A 16483-nucleotide genomic window follows, 5' to 3' on the forward strand; every position below is an offset into this window, starting at 1 on the left:
ATATTAGATTTTAGATTATAGTTCTTATAGGTCTTTTTATTGATTGTTTTGGAGAAATTGCAATGACTCTTAGCGGAGCAATAACTTATTTTGGGATTTTTGGCGGCATGATCGGCTTGGCGACAGTGCTGATGTTTGGTCTGCGGGCTGTCAAACTCATCTAATTGGCTAATTTAGATGTCTGAACCAGAGTATTTAATCTCTGGCAAAAGTATCAGTTCGACAAAGTATTTGCGCCAAAAATCTCTGATTTAATCTGTGGATTGACGGCGCAAATGCTTCGAGTAATATAACTTTAGGCTAGAAGTGATTAATTTGATATTTGAGCCAAACTAATTGGGTTAAGGCTTCAACCTAAAATTTACAATCTAAAATCTAAAATCTAAAATCTAAAATCTAAAATCCCTCAATTCCCGAATTATTTGCCTTGAGGATGAAGGAGCGATCGCACTTGTTGTAAAACTCGATCGCTCCTGATTAATTAAAACATTCAATCTAATTGAGTCGATCGAACTTCTGGCAATTTCTCGGCCCCAGTCGTATCAAAAACGATCGCGTGTTTAGCCGTCGGCAACAACCGCCGTAAAATCTGTATGTATCCCTCCGCATCGCCCCGGCGGTGGAACCGAGCAACCACCAATCGCTGCATATTTGGCAATTGCCGCACAATACACCAGGGATGAGTGTTTAATTTGGGCTTTGATGTTGGTATCATAGGGTAATCCTTCCCCGCCGAAAGCGGGGTGTGATAGAAAAGGCGATCGCCCTTAAGTTTTCGAGGCTAGGAGGGCGATCGTTTTCAGTGTACATAGATATCATATGTTGCATACGCATCAATGTCAAGTTAAAACATGGGATACGTTAGACTGCGGATTCGAGAACTAGCTGAGCAAAAGGGTTGGACACTAAAGCAAGTTGCCGATCGATCCGGAGTTAATTACAACACTGTCAGAAGCTACGTTCAGCGTGATGCTTTAAACACAGTCGATCTTTCTGCTGTCTACAAAATTGCCCGCGCCTTCGACGTGACAATGGAAGATTTGGTCGAGATTTTGGAAGATTGAGGGCGCACCAATGAAGCGAGTTCCACTAAAAATTCGAGAGTTGGTAGAAGAAAAGGCTGGAGGCTGCAAGATGTGGCCGATCGCCAAGAGGGTTAATTACAAAACGCTTAAAGGGTACGCTAGACGCCATGATGGGATGAGTATGGTCGATATGACGGCTGTTGAGAAGATCGCCCTTGCTTTTGATGTCATGATTGAAGATTTAGTCGAGTTTTGGGAATAAAGGGCGCTCTCGCTAATGGGATACGTTGATTAATGCCGTACTTATCGTCGCCGTTTCTTTACTTGTTGGTAAGGAAAACAATCAATAACGTCAGATAGCATATAACTACCTTTGGAATCTGATTCCATCAGTTCCAAGTAGACAGTCTTGGGAACTTCAAAATATCGATAGGTTTTGCCACTATTGAAAACAACTTCGAGGGTGGAGCTTTTCTCGTCATAACCAGCAGATTGGATCATGCTAGATGCAACAGGTTCTAGTTTCATGGTAATTCTGCGATGCTTTTCTGTAACTATTTATAGCCGATCGCCCTGCAATTTAAGTTAGCCCGCCTAAAAAAACAGAATACCCAGATCCTCGACTTCGCAGAAGTCCGGGATGTAGCGCGCGATCGCGCCTTATTTCCCCTAAAATAACTTTTACCAGAACCCCAATCTAAAATCTAAAATCCCAAATCTAAAATCGAAATGACTCATTCCACCGATATCGTCACCCTCGGCCGCTGGATGGCCGCCGATTTCAGCAACCAAGCCCAAGCCTTTGAAAATCCGCCATTTTTCGCCCACATCCGCGTCTGCATGAGGCCTTTGCCGGTCGAAGTTTTGGATGGGCTCAGCTTGTACCTAGAACAAGCCTACGATATTGAACTGAATGTACCGTACCGAGTCCGAGTTTTGAAATTAGTCCCGGTGGGCGATCGAATTGACATCGAAAATTATGCCATAGAAAACGAAGAACAATTCTACGGCGCTTCCCGCGACCCGCAACGGCTGCAAGAAATCAAAACAGCACAACTGACTCTACTTCCCGGCTGCACCTTTATTACGCAGTGGACGGGCAACAGCTTCAAAGGGTTTGTCGAACCAGGAAAAGGCTGCATGGTGGTCAGAAAGGGCAAAAAAACCTATCTAGACAGCGAATTCGAGATTGACCAAGACAAATTTATTAGCCACGATCGCGGACGCGACCCAGAAACCGACGCCCACGTCTGGGGAGCCCAGGCCGGCCCTTTTGAATTCACCCGCCGGGCCAGTTTTGCCGACGAAATTCCCGTTTAATCTAAAAAAACAGACTGCTTCCTGGGCGAACACGCTTGATTAAAGGTTCAGAATGCACCAATACCTGGTACATTAACGCAGTATTGGCAAGCAAGATTCACCGTTGATTTATGAAAGTCCTGGTTATTGGTGGCGATGGCTATTGCGGTTGGGCAACCGCACTCTACCTTTCTAACAAAGGTTACGAAGTTGGCATCCTCGACAGCTTCGTGCGGCGGCACTGGGATCTGGAACTGTGCAGCGACACCCTCACTCCCATCGCACCGATTCAGCAACGACTCCAGCGATGGCAAGATTTAACGGGCAAGTCGATCGACTTGTTCGTCGGTGACATCACCAACTACGATTTTCTCAGCAAAAGCATGAGAAAATTTGCACCAGAGGCGATCGTCCATTTCGGCGAACAGCGTTCGGCACCTTTCTCAATGATCGATCGCGAACACGCAGTCCTCACCCAAGTCAATAACGTCGTCGGGACACTCAACCTGCTGTACGCCATCCGCGAAGACTTCCCCGACTGTCACCTAGTGAAATTGGGGACCATGGGCGAATACGGCACGCCGAATATTGACATTGAAGAAGGCTACATTACGATCGAACACAACGGCCGCAAGGATACACTACCCTATCCCAAACAACCAGGCAGTTTCTACCACCTGTCAAAAGTCCACGACTCCCACAACATCCATTTTGCTTGCAAAATCTGGGGTTTAAGAGCCACCGACTTAAATCAGGGCGTCGTCTACGGCGTGCTCACAGATGAAACCGGCATGGACGAACTGTTGATCAACCGTTTGGACTACGACGGAGTATTCGGGACAGCATTGAACAGATTTTGCATCCAAGCTGCGATCGGTCATCCTCTGACAGTTTACGGAACTGGCGGACAAACCCGCAGCTTCTTAGACATTCGGGATACCGTGCGGTGCGTGGAATTGGCGATCGCCAACCCCGCCGAAGCCGGACAATTCCGCGTCTTCAACCAATTCACCGAACAATTCAGCGTCGGCGACTTAGCCTCCTTGGTGCAAAAAGCAGGCATGGCCATGGGATTAAAAGTAGAAATCAACAACATCGAAAATCCCAGAGTCGAGAAAGAAGAACATTATTTCAATGCCAAAAACACCAATTTGCTAGACCTCGGTTTGCAACCGCACTATCTCTCAGATTCCCTGCTCGATTCTCTGCTGAATTTTGCTACAAAATATCAGCACCGTGTCGATAAAAACCAGATTTTGCCGAAGGTTTCTTGGAAGTAAGTTCTGGTATCTACCTGGGGGTAAGAGATTTTTTAACGAACCGCGAAGGCGCGAAGGGCGCGAAGTAAAAGAAAAGAAGGGAAGAGAGGAGAAATGTTTGCAAGTTCAGAAGAGATTTATTTGTAGATTAATTTTTTCATATCTATCTTTTTGATCTTTTGCTCTGTGTTCTCTGCGTCCTCTGCGTTTAATTGAAAAATGGCATAAGGTTTTTAGGGCGGGTTTTTTGGGAATAAAGCGGTAAAAAGTCAAATTCTCTTTCTGTGGCTTTTGGTTGTTCTGCCTCGATTGTCAGCGAGTGCAGTTTGTGCTTATTATTTAATAGCCGAATGGGTTGCAGTAACGGCGAGTTATCAAAATTAGCGCCGAGCGAGTGAGCGAAGCCCGGTATGCCACTGAAACAGCAATATTATAAATTGCCAGAACAGCACAGGAAATTCACAGAATTAATTGCTTTGCCGAAACTGGGGATGGCTTTTAGGTGGGAGAATTTTATCAATTGGCATTCCGGGAATTTGCATCTTATCCCAAAAACCTCTGGCTCCAAATTAGCGGTAGTGAAACAGAAAGAACAAGTGTAGAAAAGCAGCCGATCGCACGCCATGACTTAGCTCCCCGCGAGACAGTGTATCCTGTTACCGATGACCTTGCCCGCAGGCTACGATTATCGGCTCCCTAAGTAACTTATTTTTATGAAAATTGCTCTTTTCACTGAAACATTTCTGCCAAAAATAGACGGCATTGTGACGCGCCTGATTCACACTGTAGATCACTTGCAGCGCGCGGGCGAACAAGTTTTGATATTTTCTCCAGATTACGGGATTAAAGAATACAAAGGCGCCCGAGTTTACGGTGTGGAGGGTTTGCCTTTGCCGATGTACCCGGAACTGAAAATGGCACTTCCTTCTCCGGCTGTAGGTCGCCAATTAGAGCAGTTTAAACCGGATATTATTCACGTTGTCAATCCCGCAATTTTGGGATTGGGGGGTATATATTACGGCAAAAAGTTCAATATTCCGATTTTGGCTTCTTACCACACGCATTTGCCCAAATACTTGCACCACTACGGTTTCGGAGTCCTCGAACCTTTATTGTGGGAACTGCTCAAAGGAGCGCACAACCAAGCAGAATTGAATCTCTGCACTTCCACAGCAATGGTGGAGGAATTGAGAACCCACGGCATTGAGCGAGTAGATTTGTGGCAGCGGGGTGTAGATACTGAAATGTTTGTCCCGGAATTGGCAAGTGGAGAAATGCGATCGCGCCTTTCGGAAAATAACCCAGACAGTCCCCTGCTGCTGTATGTCGGCCGTCTCGGTGCAGAAAAAGAAATCGAACGCATCAAACCAGTCCTCGCAGCCATTCCCGACGCCCGCCTCGCCTTAGTGGGAGACGGCCCGCACCGGCAAACTCTCGAACAATATTTTGCCGGTACACCCACCAATTTTGTCGGCTACCTCAAGGGGCAAGAACTCGCAACAGCTTACGCATCGGCCGACGCCTTTATTTTTCCCTCCCGCACTGAAACCCTAGGCTTAGTTCTCCTAGAAGCAATGGCTGCGGGGACGCCTGTAGTGGCGGCGCGCAGCGGCGGAATTCCCGATATCGTCACCGACGGCGTTAACGGATATTTATTTGACCCCGCCGACGAAGAAGGAGCACTCGCCGCCACCAAGCGTCTGTTTGCGAATCCCCAAGAACGGGAAACCCTGCGCCATAACGCTCGCCGAGAAGCCGAACGCTGGGGTTGGGCCGCCGCCGCCGCACAACTCCAGCGCTACTATCAATCAGTGGTGTTTGCCCAGTCTGTGCCCAGAGCGGCCTAAATGTCAGGATCTGTAGCACCTTTAAACATCACCGCCAGCTTAGCTTCGCTGTTCGATCGTCAGTTGGTAGTGAGGAGGGATGTTTTCAAAGACCGATCGAACTTTTTTGCTGCATAAATTACCGTCGCTATCCTGCTGTTGCGTTTACCATTAAACTATGAGTAAGCTCTGTAGGAAGACCTTGCGCGCTGCTTTCATAGCGCCCTTTACCTGACCGGATACGGTCCCCTAGTGCGCTAAAACAGTCACACCGCGCGCTGCAGTCGAGCACAGAGCGTCAAATCCACACTGCACTCTCGATCAAACTAAAGCCTGTCACCTAATTTTCAGGCTTGCAGTTTTGCGAACTCAAGTTCAGCTTGAATGGACGAACCCTCATCAGTATCATCGAGGTTGTAAAAAAGATCGATCGAGCATACATAACAAGCAAACTGAAGTTGCGTGCGCCACTTTTGAACTCAGGATTCATCAAAACGGCAAGCGAGTGCCGACGCGCTTGCAAACAAATTCAAGAGTGTGCACTGCCGCCGAATCTAGCGCGGCTCAACCTGCAGTCAGTTTACCCTTCTGAGCAAGCAGTTAATCATGACCTTCTCCAATACTGGTAGCGTTCTGGCTACACTGACTCAAGTCAATTTTATGGGGGCATTGACCTCCCGTGTTAAGAGCCTGCCAGTTCCTGAATTAGTGTGCCTGCTGGACTTTATCACGGCTGAATTTCAGCAGTTTATCCGGGCGATGGACCTGATTAACAATGAAGCACTCGAAAGTCTCTTAGAGCAACTTTTAGATGCCTTCACTGTCAAAATTGGTCAAATTCTGCAAGCAGACCGGACAACAATTTTTTTGGTTGACTCCAACAAAAATCAACTGTGGCACAAAACACTCGATCCACTTACGGGCGAGGATGTAGAAGTGCGCTTGCCGATGGATGCAGGCATTTTAGGCTACGTAGCAACCACCGGAAAATCGATCAATGTCGCCGAAGCTCGATCGCACGAGTATTTTAATTCCGAAGTAGACGAACCACCGGGCTATCAAATCAAGACCATGCTCTGTATGCCGATTTTTAGCAGCAAGAGCCAAGACGAACCCGTAGCAGTGGTCAGACTCTTAAATAAAGCTGGCAATGTCTCCTTTAGCGAGGAAGACGAACAGCAGTTCCAGGCTTTTGCAGATTCGATCGGGATTATTCTAGAAAGCTGTCAGTCTTTCTACGTCGTGGCGCGCAACCAGCGAGGGGTTGCCGCACTTTTGAAAGCCACAACGACTTTGGGTCAAAGTCTTGACTTGGAAACAACTTTGCGCTCGGTCATGGATCAAGCTCGCGACTTGATGCAGGCCGATCGCAGCACGCTATTTTTGTTAAATCGGGAAACCAACGAACTTTGGACAAAAGTCGCTAAGGCCGACGGTACAACGATGATGGAAATCCGTATTCCTGCGAATAGGGGAATTGCGGGCTACGTGGCTTCGACCGGTCAACCTCTAAATATTACAGATGCTTACGACGATCCCCGCTTTGACCCATCTACAGACCAGCAAACGGGATACCGCACTCGGACTGTCTTGTGCATGCCCGTGCATAACGCTAAAGGTGAGCTGATCGGGGTAACTCAACTAATTAATAAGAACCAAGGTACTTTCACCCCTTCCGACGAAGAGTTTTTGCGAGCGTTTAATTCCCAAGCGGGAATGGCGCTGCAAAATTCTCAACTGTTTCAGAACGTGATGGTGGAAAAGCAGTATCAAAAAGATATGCTGCAAAGTCTTTCTGATGCAGTCATTTCCACGGATTTGAAGGGGCGAGTTGTTACTATCAACGAAGCAGCCCTAGAATTGTTGGGCTGTCCGGTAAATCAAGCTAAAAGCAAACACAATCCCCAGATTTGGGAAGATAAACTGGTGAATCGCTATGTTTGGGAAGTTGTGCCGATCGACAATTTGCAATTTCGACTAGAAGACAGCCTCAAAAATGCTGCCCGACATTACGTTCCCGAACAAAGTTTAACTGTGGGACTGTTGGTAGAAAAAACACTTAATTCCCAACAACAAAAAGAAGAAGAAGAAAGTTATATTTTGGCTGTGCCCGATCGCGCTGAGCCTACTTTATATTACGCTTGGGGCGAAAACCGCGGGTGGACTGAGGAAGTAGCGCTGGCAGAATTAGCTAATGCCCAATCTCTATTTGCCCTGCGAAATTCTGCCCTGTATCACCCTTATTGCCCGCTGCCGATCCCCGCCTCTCGAATTAAAGTAATTGAACGCAGTTTGAATTTGACTGTCAACCCGCTGCTCAATCCAGAAGGTGGCGTGCGCGGCGGTTTAGTCGTGCTCGAAGATATCAGTCGCGAAAAGCGGATGAAAAATACCATGTACCGCTACCTGACTCCTGGAGTCGTAGATAAAGTGATGGCCTTGGGCGAAGGCGCTCTGATGGTAGGCGAACGCAAAGAAGTTACTATTTTATTTTCCGACATTCGCGGCTACACCACACTCACCGAAAATCTGGGAGCGTCCGATGTGGTATCCCTGCTAAACGAATATTTTGAGACGATGGTGGAGGCCGTTATCCACTACGAAGGCATTTTAGACAAGTTTATCGGCGATGCTTTAATGGCGGTGTTCGGCGCCCCCCTGCCGCTCAATCCCCCGGAAAGTCACGGTTGGATGGCGGTTCAGTCGGCTTTAGATATGCGCCGGCGTTTGAAAGAGTTTAATGATTCTCGCCCTAGTGCAGATCCGTTTCGCTTCGGAATTGGGATTAGTTCCGGAGAAGTAGTTTCGGGAAATATTGGTTCTCAAAAGCGAATGGATTACACGGTAATAGGGGATGCGGTGAATTTGAGTTCGCGATTGGAACAGCTTACAAAGGAGTACGGATGCGATATAATTTTAAGCGAATTTACATACAGTTTGTGTCGCGAAGGAATTTGGGTGCGAGAGTTAGACAAGGTGAGGGTTAAGGGCAAAAATCAGCCGGTGGGTATTTACGAGTTGCTGCAAAATAGTTCTGAACCCATCGACGGGGAAACCGTTCGGTTTTTGGAACTTTACGGTCAGGGTAGGGATGCTTATATTGCTAGAAATTTTCAGAAAGCTATTAGTTGTTTTGAAGCGGCTTTAGCAATGCGACCCAGCGATCGACCTGTGGAAGTTCACCTCGACCGATCCCTGAGATATTTGGAAGTACCCCCGCCTGATGATTGGGACGGCGTGCATACGATGACAACCAAGTAGTAAATTATATTACATCCGAGTGTTCAAAAGTAAAAAGATTTGATAAAGTTGTGAGATCTTCCTTATGACAGAGTTAACAAGTGTAAAAATGTGAAAATATGAATCGGATGCCATATTAAAGTTAGTATTTATTTCCAGGCTAACAATTAAATGAGTTATTTATCTGTTCCGAATGCCACAAAAGCCGATCGGATTCTGGTGGTAGACGACGCACCAGATAATGTTTTGTTGGTTCAAACAATCCTAGAAGAAGAAGGTTACGAAATTAGTACGGCCGAGAACGGCTTTTCTGCCTTGAGCCAAATTGACAAGTCAGCCCCGGATTTGGTACTGCTAGACGTGATGATGCCGGGAATGGATGGTTACGAAGTCACTAAACGAATCCGACAAAATAAGGAATTGCCCTTTATCCCGATTTTGCTGATCACGGCTCACGACAGTGCGAGCGTAGTCCAGGGATTGGACATGGGAGCCGACGATTTCATCCGCAAACCAGTGGAAATGGATGAACTGCTGGCGAGGGTTCGATCGCTCCTACGGCTAAAACACAGCGTAGACGAGCGCAATTCGATCGCCCTCCAGCGCGAAGATTTTGTCTCCCGGCTCGCTCACGACTTGCGGACGCCCCTCGTAGCAGCCGATCGAATGTTAACTTTAATGCAGCAGGGAGCTTTGGGAGAAATTTCCCTTCCCATGCGCGACGCTTTCGGGACTATGGTTCGCAGCAACCAAAACCTGATCGCGATGGTAAATATGTTGCTGGAAGTCTACCGCTACGAAGCAGGTCGCAAATCCCTAAGTTTCGCTGCCGTGGATTTGCGCCAGCTTATTACTGAGGTAGCTGAAGAACTAGCTCCCCTAGCGGATGCTAAAGGTTTGTCGGTAAATTTAGACTTGACAGAAAGTGCAGAAAGTGCACCAATTGCGAAGTATCCGGGCGATCGTCTGGAGCTGCACCGCTTGCTGACCAATCTCATCGGAAATGCGATTAAATTCACCGACAAAGGCTCAATAGATATCACCTTAAAAGCTGCCAATTCACCTGCTTATACGAGCTTCAAAAACCAACCGCTGGCATGGGTAATTATTGAAATCCAAGACACCGGCGCTGGAATTTCCCCCACCGAAAAAGCAAAGTTATTTGAAAGGTTTGGCCCGGGAACTCACAAGAGATCCGGTACAGGTTTGGGACTGCACCTCTGCCGCCAAATAGTCGAAGCTCACCGCGGCACGATCGAGGTAAAATCGGATTTGGGCAAAGGCAGTTTGTTTACTATTCGCTTGCCTTGTTAAATCGGTATCAATAACTCTAACTTTCGGGTGCGGAATGCCCACATTACTGCAGATAAACTGTAATTGTAGGTTGCAAAGTGCGTACCTAATCGAATAGTGGTTAATTTACCCGATGTCATATAATTACTTGGCAACCGAATGTATGGCAATATGTCTAAATGTCCAGTGTGCGGTGCTGAATACATAGAAGAAAAAGCAGAGTTTTGCTCGATTTGCGGGTGGGATTTGACTCCCTACCCGCAACGTGCTAAGCCTTCCAAAACTTATTTAAAAAAAGAACAAGTTAGATTGCAGTGGGCAAAACAAATGTGGGAAATGGCCCGCAATCAACAAAATTGGTTAGCTAAATTTGATGAGTTGCAGGGGGAATTGCAGCAAGGTGCGATCGCCCGCACATACATTCAATCTCAGTTAGAATGGGTTCTGTACCGCCTCGAACAACTAAACCCCGAATTGATTGTCAGCACTCTACAGCGACTCGAAGACAAAATCGGCGCTATACCTGACTCAACTCCGGCTATCTCCGAAGTGGGGATGGACTACCGCCAACTGACAAAGCTATTAGAAACCGGAAAATGGCGCAAAGCTGACGAACACACTTGGGAAATCTTGCTGCAAATCGCTGTCAGGGAAGACGAAGGCTGGCTGAGTGCAGCCGATATTGACAGTTTCCCTCCTACAGACCTTCGCACGATCGACCAACTTTGGCAACAATACAGCAGCGGGCGGTTCGGGTTGAGCGTGCAGCAGCAGATTTGGGAAAGTACCGAGGCAAATTATACTCAATTTTGCGATCGAGTCGGCTGGCGAGTCAAGGAAAATTGGAAATATTACAGCGAGCTCTCCTTCAACGAAGATGCTCCCCCCGGACATCTCCCCGTAACCGCATGGAGGCAGCGCGCCTGTTACGGTGCTGGTAAACTCACCGCAGCAGAAAACTTTGCCCGCATCGCTGCGAAACTGGCAACTGGCGATCGGTAGTCATCCATAATAAAAAAATCAAAATCGACATTAACTGCTATAATCAAAACGGTTTAGCAACTGGGGCTGTGGCTCAGATGGATAGAGCAAGCGCCTCCTGAAGAATCGGGCACCCTGCGAGGAAACTCTGGGAGTGAATGTGGTCAAATTTGGTGAAACCTAAAGAGTTCGTGGGTTCCTATGACTCTAAGGCAATACCAAGCCAAGCCTGAGTTCAGGGCGATTAAACAATCGCCTATATTGAAATCAGGAAGGTTTAGAGACTAGACGGTCACCACCTAAAAGCTGCAAGCATATGGTGAAGGTATAGTCCAGAGAGTGGGGAAACTCACACAAATCTGAAGCGCTAGGTCGCCGGTTCGAACCCGGCCAGTCCCGTTAAAAATCAAGAAAAATGAACAGCAGGAGGGGTAAGCCTAAGTTTTGCCCCTCTTTTTTGCATATCTGCTAACGAATTCGCCCACACACGAATACTTGCTTGAAGACGAGGACTTACGCAGAACCTCTATAGAATCCATCTGAAATCTAAAATCTCAAATCTAAAATCACCTGTTTAAGCCCCACCACAAGCGTAGAGTCAATCTAAAATCTAAAATCTAAAATCTAAAATCTTATGATCCCCCGACTCTTTTTTAAATTTTAATTTTTAATTCCTGTTAGTGGGCTATACGTGCGGTATTTTTTGTTATGGTTCCTTTGTGAGTTACATAAAATTTTTATAGGTTTAGATGTGGTTAAGAATCAACTCAAACACGCAGCGTTACAAGCGTTTGAACACTTCACGCAGTTTTTGGTTCCTAGTAGGGCTTTTGACGGCGTGCTGGTTTGGCTATCAGCACGTTAAGAGCGAATTTCAGAGACCCCAAGCTTTGTTAGTTCTAGGTGGGGCTACGGAGCGAGAGGTGTTTGCCGCCAAATTTGCTCGGGCTCATCCTGAATTGCCGATTTGGGTGTCGTCTGGGAGCAATCCGGAGTTCGCGGAATGGGTATTTTCAGAAGCGGGAATTGAGTCCGATCGCCTGCACTTAGACTACAGAGCGGTGGATACGGTAACAAATTTTACCACCCTGGTAGATGAATTGAAAGCTCAAGGGATTGAGAGCGTGTATCTGATCACTTCTGACGATCATATGCGGCGAGCTCAGATTATCGGCGAAATCGTACTCGGCAGTCGAGGCATTAGTTTTAAGCCTGTGGCAGTTCCGTCTGGGCGAACCCCCGAACCGGTGGAAAAAGCGGTTCGCGACGGCGCTAGGGCTATTCTTTGGCTGACCACCGGTTATACGGGTGCTGACTTCAGCCAAGCCCGAATTGAATAAACCCAGAAAAGCATTGAGAAAGTGTTAATTTTTTGCCATTCTCTCTGGTTTTAAAACTTGTTTTCTATAACTATTTAAAGAAGCGGGAAGAGGCTGATGATAAATGCGTAAGAGAAGAGAACGAATAGTTTAAAATTAGTAGATGAACTTCAAAAGCTAAAGTTAATGACCGACCAAATTCTGCCACAAGTTCTAGAGCAAATTTTGAGTGACACCAAAACACCGGATGCTGTTTTTTCGGCTTTGGTGCCGGCTTTAGGCGAGGTGTTAAATTGCGATCGGGTCTTTCTCTACCTCCGCAATCCTGAAACGCAAATGGGCAGAGTACCTTACTGCTGGCGTCACAACTCGAACATTCCAGAGGTTTGGGACGCAGAATGGAAAAAAGAACCGGAATCTTTAGGGGAAGAAGACCCTTTGTTTGCAGCAGCTTTGCGAACTAAACCGTCGATTTTTGTTGAGGATGTTGAAACAGCCAATCCTGAAGTTGTCAACAAAGATTTTGAGGCAAAAGAGTTCGGACATCGAGCTTTGATTCACGCTCACCTTTGTGATGACGGCTTATTGTGGGGGGTATTGCAGCCTTGTATGTTCGATCGCCCCAGAGTGTGGACTGACTTCGATCGCCAAGTTATCGCAGCAGTTACAGAAAAAATTTCGCCTTTAGCTGTCGCTTATGTCACCGCCTCAGCATCAAAAGATGAGCGATAACAATCAATAATTGACTTGTAGGGAGGGGGTGGGCAAGGAATGAATGTAAATTTAAGACTAAAACCACCTCTAGAGCGTGGTTTTAGCCGATTCTCAATGCCCTTCCCGGGCGACAAAAGAGCATTTCCGGTTCCCCCCTTTTTTAGTTAGGGGGGATCTATGCGCTAATTTTCACACAAAAGTCGGGTACTAAATTTGAGCTGGTTGTTATCACCAAGGGTGGGGTGTACATCGCCCTACAGATAGAGCTGGTGTACAATTCCTGTTTAAAAAACGCCCCAATTTTGAATGCCCCGACTGCTGAAAATCCCTTGAGCCCGACTAATATCATCCTCCGCGCCATCTACTACCACCAAATAATCGCCGGCCCGCAGGCGATCGGTGTAAGTTCTAGCTGTTTCTTCCGGAATTCCCAAGTCAGTCAAGGCCTTCACCACTCCACCGAAAGCCGCCGCCGAGACGCCAGTGCTTGCTACGCTAGCCACCAGTGAGGCGCCCAAAGTGCCCGCTGCAATCATCGGCCCGATTCCGGGAATAGCTAAACTTCCGAGACCCACTAGCACGGTGGCTAAAGCACTATTTGTCAGAGCGTCTGCTACCACTCCTGCTCCTGTGTCTAGATTTTTATCGCCCACCTGAGCGATCGTTTCAGTCTCGCCTACAGACTCGCCTGCATCCCTAGCAACAACCGAAACTTTATGCATTGGAAACCCGGAAGATTTCAATTCTGTCAGAGCTTGCTCCGCATCTTCGCGGTTAGAAAACAATCCCAACGCGCGGGTTTGATTGCTTGTTACCATATCTTTCTTCTTATCCCCTGTAAAATTAAACTCAAATTCAAGCCTAATTATTGCGCTTGTTTTCAATCACTTATATTGATATTTTTCGATGTTTATCTTCAGCATTCATCTATCTGTAGATATAACCTGAAAAACAGCAACAAAAGTTATAAAATCAACGACCCAAATCGTGCATGGCATTAATCTCGATCGCACATCTTTGAGTCAGCGCTTGCAACTCCTCGCGATCCGAGGAACCGGGCGCTTCAATTAGCTTGCCAATTCGCACCGTTAGCGGCACCGGACGCGGAATTCCAGAACCTTTCGACGAAATCGCGTGAGTTCCCCACAAACTAACCGGTAACAGCGGCGCTTTTGCCTTAGCAGCTATCAGCGCCGCACCTAATTTCGGTTCAGTAATTCTGCCGTCTGGGGTGCGAGTCCCCTGCAAAAATACACCCGTCGCCCAGCCATTTTCTAAAGAATTGATAGCCGAGCGAATAGCACTGCGATCGGCACTTTCCCGCTTCACTGGGTAAGCACCGTAAAGCGTAATTGCCTGCTTCAAAATAGGAACTTTAAATAACTCTTCCTTTGCCATAAATGCCACAGGCCGCCTCATGCAATTCGACAAAATCGGCGGATCAAAATCGCTGGCGTGATTGCTGACTACTACCACAGGCCCTTCTGTCGGCACATTTTCTGCACCGTAGATGCGGCCTCGAAAGTAAAGGTGCAGCATCGGGCTGACAATTGACCATTTGAATAAATAGTAGAGAAGTAAACTTTCGACTGGTTCGCGACTTTTGCTCACAGAAAAACCTTAAGTTTTAAATTACATCGAATATTAGCCTATCAGTTCAGCAATGACAAATGAATAGTATTTTGAGGTTTGTAGGGTTGCCTGCGCTTGGAAACCGCGTCTACACACACAAAACCCACCTACGTGGGTTAAAGAAGAAGTCCGCCGGCGCGGACGCAAGCTTGTGTAGCGCCAGACTTAAGTCTGGTGGACTATTTAACTGAATGTCGGAGGTTTGCAAAGGCTCAATTTCCGGTCAGCATAGCTTTCTGTCCTTCCGAAGAAGTGGCACAGCCCAAGAAATCCTTAACTGCTTGGCTAGGAGGATTGTTGTAGGCCTAGTACAACTGCCGCTTGTAAGGATAGTTACCCGCACCCGGCGTCGCACCGTTGACGGGAACAACGCGCACCGCTTTCTGATTGGCTACTTGAGCGAATGTGGCATAACCAATGCTGTTCTTGCCTAAGACTTGCAGCAGGGGAGTTGTCGCATCTCGATCGAGCGTGGTAATATTTTGCGTCGTGCCAAACTCGCCACCTCCGAGCACTTGTTCTTTAAGCGTTTGGTGAGTGCAGCTAACTGTCGGTCTGTTAATTACTTTCTTTAATCTGGGTCGCCGTGCCGCCGACTTTTGACGAGTCTTGAGTATTTCCCTTGAAGATTATCTTGAACTTGAGCGGAGGAACTTATACCGTTACGGTGTCAGAAACCAATACCACAAAATCTGCTTACGGGGGTCAGTTTGTGCTCTATGACGTGCATATTGCCAAGATGTTTGAGGTGACATATTCGGACTGTCAGGAGATACCCAACGCTGGCGGTAGAACTTGGTATTACCGCGCCAGAAATAGTAAAATTGACATGGGGCAATTCAGAATAAACTGTCAGTTGGCTAGCGATATTGCTAATACTTATGGTTTAGGGAACCAGAGCGTACTGCGAGTAGCAATCTTTTCTCTTAGCAATATATTGGCAGAAATTCACGACAAACTCGTAGAATATTTTGAAAATGGAGCGCGTTTAGTTTGGGTGATTCATGCTAAAGAACAGTAGGTGTTGGTGTATTGATCGTCCCAAGATCTCGATCGCCTGCTCAAGTCCGCTGATTCCTTTGATGGCGAAGAAATCGTCCCCCGCTTTACTCTTCCGATTGCGGAGTTATTTCAAAAACTGGCTTTTTAATGAAAGTGCGATCGGACTGTGAAAAATTGCGAGTATTATTGATAATTTAACTTAGGCAGTTAGTAAGACCGAATCCAAAAATTGCGGGGAATCAGATATTAATATAAAGATAACTTCTAGGAGGCGATAAGCATGACAAACATATCTAATAAAAAAACAGCTATCATCCGTACAGAAAGAGGACTGACGCTCGCAGGTACGCGCATCACTATCTACGACATCATGGACTATGTGACGGCTCAATATCCGCCTAAGTTTATCAGGGGATTGTTTGACCTTACAGAGGAACAAATTAATGCGGCTTTAGCTTATATTGAGGCAAATCGCGCTGATGTTGAAGCTGAGTATCAAATGGTTGTTAAGGAAGCTGAGTAACTGCAGTTGTATTATGAAGAAAAAAACCGCGATCTGATTGCTAGAATTGCCGCCCAACCACCAAAACCAGGAACGAAAGCTGCATGGGAAAAGCTTCGAGATGCTAAGGCGAATTTTAAGTCTAAGCTAGAGTTTTTCATACTAAAGTATGATAGGATCAATGTATCATAAAATCATTAAATACTATGAGCGCTAGCTATAGTGTTTTAAAAGTGATACCCATGTTAAAAAAATTAAAAACCATTACTCTGGCAACTTTTCTGGTATTAGGAACAGCTAAACGGGGTTCTACTGCAGGGGGAACGCATCTTATTGAACACTGTTCATCAGTGGTGAGTATATTTTGAGATAAATTCACCATTCAAAGAAG

Annotated in this window: 19 protein-coding genes; 14 read left to right on the forward strand and 5 right to left on the reverse strand. The window is 46.7% G+C overall.

From position 1 onward, the window contains the following. Positions 1 to 62: 62 nt before the first annotated feature. Positions 63 to 164, forward strand: a complete 102-nt coding sequence (petL, locus tag QUA45_RS23770; RefSeq protein WP_006633742.1) for a cytochrome b6-f complex subunit PetL — start codon at positions 63 to 65, stop codon at positions 162 to 164. 326 nt (positions 165 to 490) lie between these two features. On the opposite strand, the gene QUA45_RS23775 is transcribed toward petL, so the two are convergent. After that, complete coding sequence (locus tag QUA45_RS23775; RefSeq protein WP_333222282.1) at positions 491 to 715, reverse strand: hypothetical protein; 225 nt, start codon at positions 713 to 715, stop codon at positions 491 to 493. A 136-nt stretch (positions 716 to 851) separates the two neighbouring features. Between QUA45_RS23775 and QUA45_RS23780 the strand changes: the two genes are divergently transcribed. Beyond that, positions 852 to 1064 carry a helix-turn-helix domain-containing protein gene (locus QUA45_RS23780; protein ID WP_106148990.1) on the forward strand — a complete coding sequence of 71 codons (213 nt, stop codon included), beginning with the start codon at positions 852 to 854 and terminating at the stop codon, positions 1062 to 1064. Between the two features lie 10 nt (positions 1065 to 1074). Further along, entirely contained in the window at positions 1075 to 1287 is a 213-nt protein-coding gene (locus QUA45_RS23785) for an XRE family transcriptional regulator (protein WP_333222283.1), read from the forward strand. Between the two features lie 41 nt (positions 1288 to 1328). Here QUA45_RS23785 and QUA45_RS23790 read toward each other — a convergent pair whose 3' ends face one another. Then, the gene (locus tag QUA45_RS23790) at positions 1329 to 1553 is read right to left on the reverse strand and encodes a KTSC domain-containing protein (protein ID WP_333100101.1); all 225 of its coding nucleotides are present in this window, start codon (positions 1551 to 1553) and stop codon (positions 1329 to 1331) included. Positions 1554 to 1754: 201 nt separating this feature from the next. Between QUA45_RS23790 and QUA45_RS23795 the strand changes: the two genes are divergently transcribed. The 9 genes from QUA45_RS23795 to QUA45_RS23835 all read left to right on the forward strand — a co-directional run bounded on the left by QUA45_RS23795 (position 1755) and on the right by QUA45_RS23835 (position 12974). After that, complete coding sequence (locus QUA45_RS23795; protein ID WP_333222284.1) at positions 1755 to 2345, forward strand: chromophore lyase CpcT/CpeT; 591 nt, start codon at positions 1755 to 1757, stop codon at positions 2343 to 2345. 110 nt (positions 2346 to 2455) lie between these two features. After that, positions 2456 to 3604: an NAD-dependent epimerase/dehydratase family protein gene (locus QUA45_RS23800; RefSeq protein WP_015175194.1), complete on the forward strand. Its 1149-nt coding sequence runs from the start codon at positions 2456 to 2458 to the stop codon at positions 3602 to 3604. Between the two features lie 481 nt (positions 3605 to 4085). Next, positions 4086 to 4283, forward strand: coding sequence for a hypothetical protein (locus tag QUA45_RS23805; RefSeq protein ID WP_333222285.1), 198 nt, complete (start codon positions 4086 to 4088; stop codon positions 4281 to 4283). A 13-nt stretch (positions 4284 to 4296) separates the two neighbouring features. Next, a complete protein-coding gene (locus QUA45_RS23810) occupies positions 4297 to 5430 on the forward strand; it encodes a glycosyltransferase (protein ID WP_333222286.1) in 1134 nt (377 codons plus the stop codon). 585 nt (positions 5431 to 6015) lie between these two features. Next, positions 6016 to 8670 carry a GAF domain-containing protein gene (locus QUA45_RS23815; protein WP_333100097.1) on the forward strand — a complete coding sequence of 885 codons (2655 nt, stop codon included), beginning with the start codon at positions 6016 to 6018 and terminating at the stop codon, positions 8668 to 8670. Between the two features lie 150 nt (positions 8671 to 8820). Further along, positions 8821 to 9963: a hybrid sensor histidine kinase/response regulator gene (locus QUA45_RS23820; protein ID WP_333100096.1), complete on the forward strand. Its 1143-nt coding sequence runs from the start codon at positions 8821 to 8823 to the stop codon at positions 9961 to 9963. Between the two features lie 150 nt (positions 9964 to 10113). Further along, positions 10114 to 10944 carry a GUN4 domain-containing protein gene (locus QUA45_RS23825; RefSeq protein ID WP_333222287.1) on the forward strand — a complete coding sequence of 277 codons (831 nt, stop codon included), beginning with the start codon at positions 10114 to 10116 and terminating at the stop codon, positions 10942 to 10944. Between the two features lie 728 nt (positions 10945 to 11672). Continuing rightward, positions 11673 to 12263, forward strand: coding sequence for a YdcF family protein (locus QUA45_RS23830; RefSeq protein ID WP_333100094.1), 591 nt, complete (start codon positions 11673 to 11675; stop codon positions 12261 to 12263). 165 nt (positions 12264 to 12428) lie between these two features. Beyond that, positions 12429 to 12974, forward strand: coding sequence for a GAF domain-containing protein (locus QUA45_RS23835; protein ID WP_333222288.1), 546 nt, complete (start codon positions 12429 to 12431; stop codon positions 12972 to 12974). Positions 12975 to 13240: 266 nt separating this feature from the next. Here QUA45_RS23835 and QUA45_RS23840 read toward each other — a convergent pair whose 3' ends face one another. The 3 genes from QUA45_RS23840 to QUA45_RS23850 form a co-directional block, all read right to left on the reverse strand. Continuing rightward, a complete protein-coding gene (locus tag QUA45_RS23840) occupies positions 13241 to 13774 on the reverse strand; it encodes a hypothetical protein (RefSeq protein WP_333222289.1) in 534 nt (177 codons plus the stop codon). Between the two features lie 154 nt (positions 13775 to 13928). Continuing rightward, a complete protein-coding gene (locus QUA45_RS23845) occupies positions 13929 to 14567 on the reverse strand; it encodes a lysophospholipid acyltransferase family protein (protein WP_333075772.1) in 639 nt (212 codons plus the stop codon). 326 nt (positions 14568 to 14893) lie between these two features. Further along, positions 14894 to 15103 (reverse strand): hypothetical protein, encoded by a 210-nt coding sequence (locus QUA45_RS23850; protein ID WP_333100091.1) that lies wholly within the window; start codon positions 15101 to 15103, stop codon positions 14894 to 14896. A gap of 107 nt (positions 15104 to 15210) precedes the next feature. On the opposite strand from QUA45_RS23850, the gene QUA45_RS23855 reads away from it, so the two are divergent. Together QUA45_RS23855 and QUA45_RS23860 are read left to right on the forward strand one after the other, a co-directional pair. After that, positions 15211 to 15609, forward strand: a complete 399-nt coding sequence (locus QUA45_RS23855; RefSeq protein WP_333100090.1) for a hypothetical protein — start codon at positions 15211 to 15213, stop codon at positions 15607 to 15609. 261 nt (positions 15610 to 15870) lie between these two features. Next, complete coding sequence (locus tag QUA45_RS23860) at positions 15871 to 16113, forward strand: DUF433 domain-containing protein (RefSeq protein WP_333077799.1); 243 nt, start codon at positions 15871 to 15873, stop codon at positions 16111 to 16113. Positions 16114 to 16483: the final 370 nt, after the last annotated feature.

Origin of the sequence: Microcoleus sp. Pol12A5, assembly GCF_036701435.1 — a bacterium.
Classification (GTDB): domain Bacteria; phylum Cyanobacteriota; class Cyanobacteriia; order Cyanobacteriales; family Microcoleaceae; genus Microcoleus.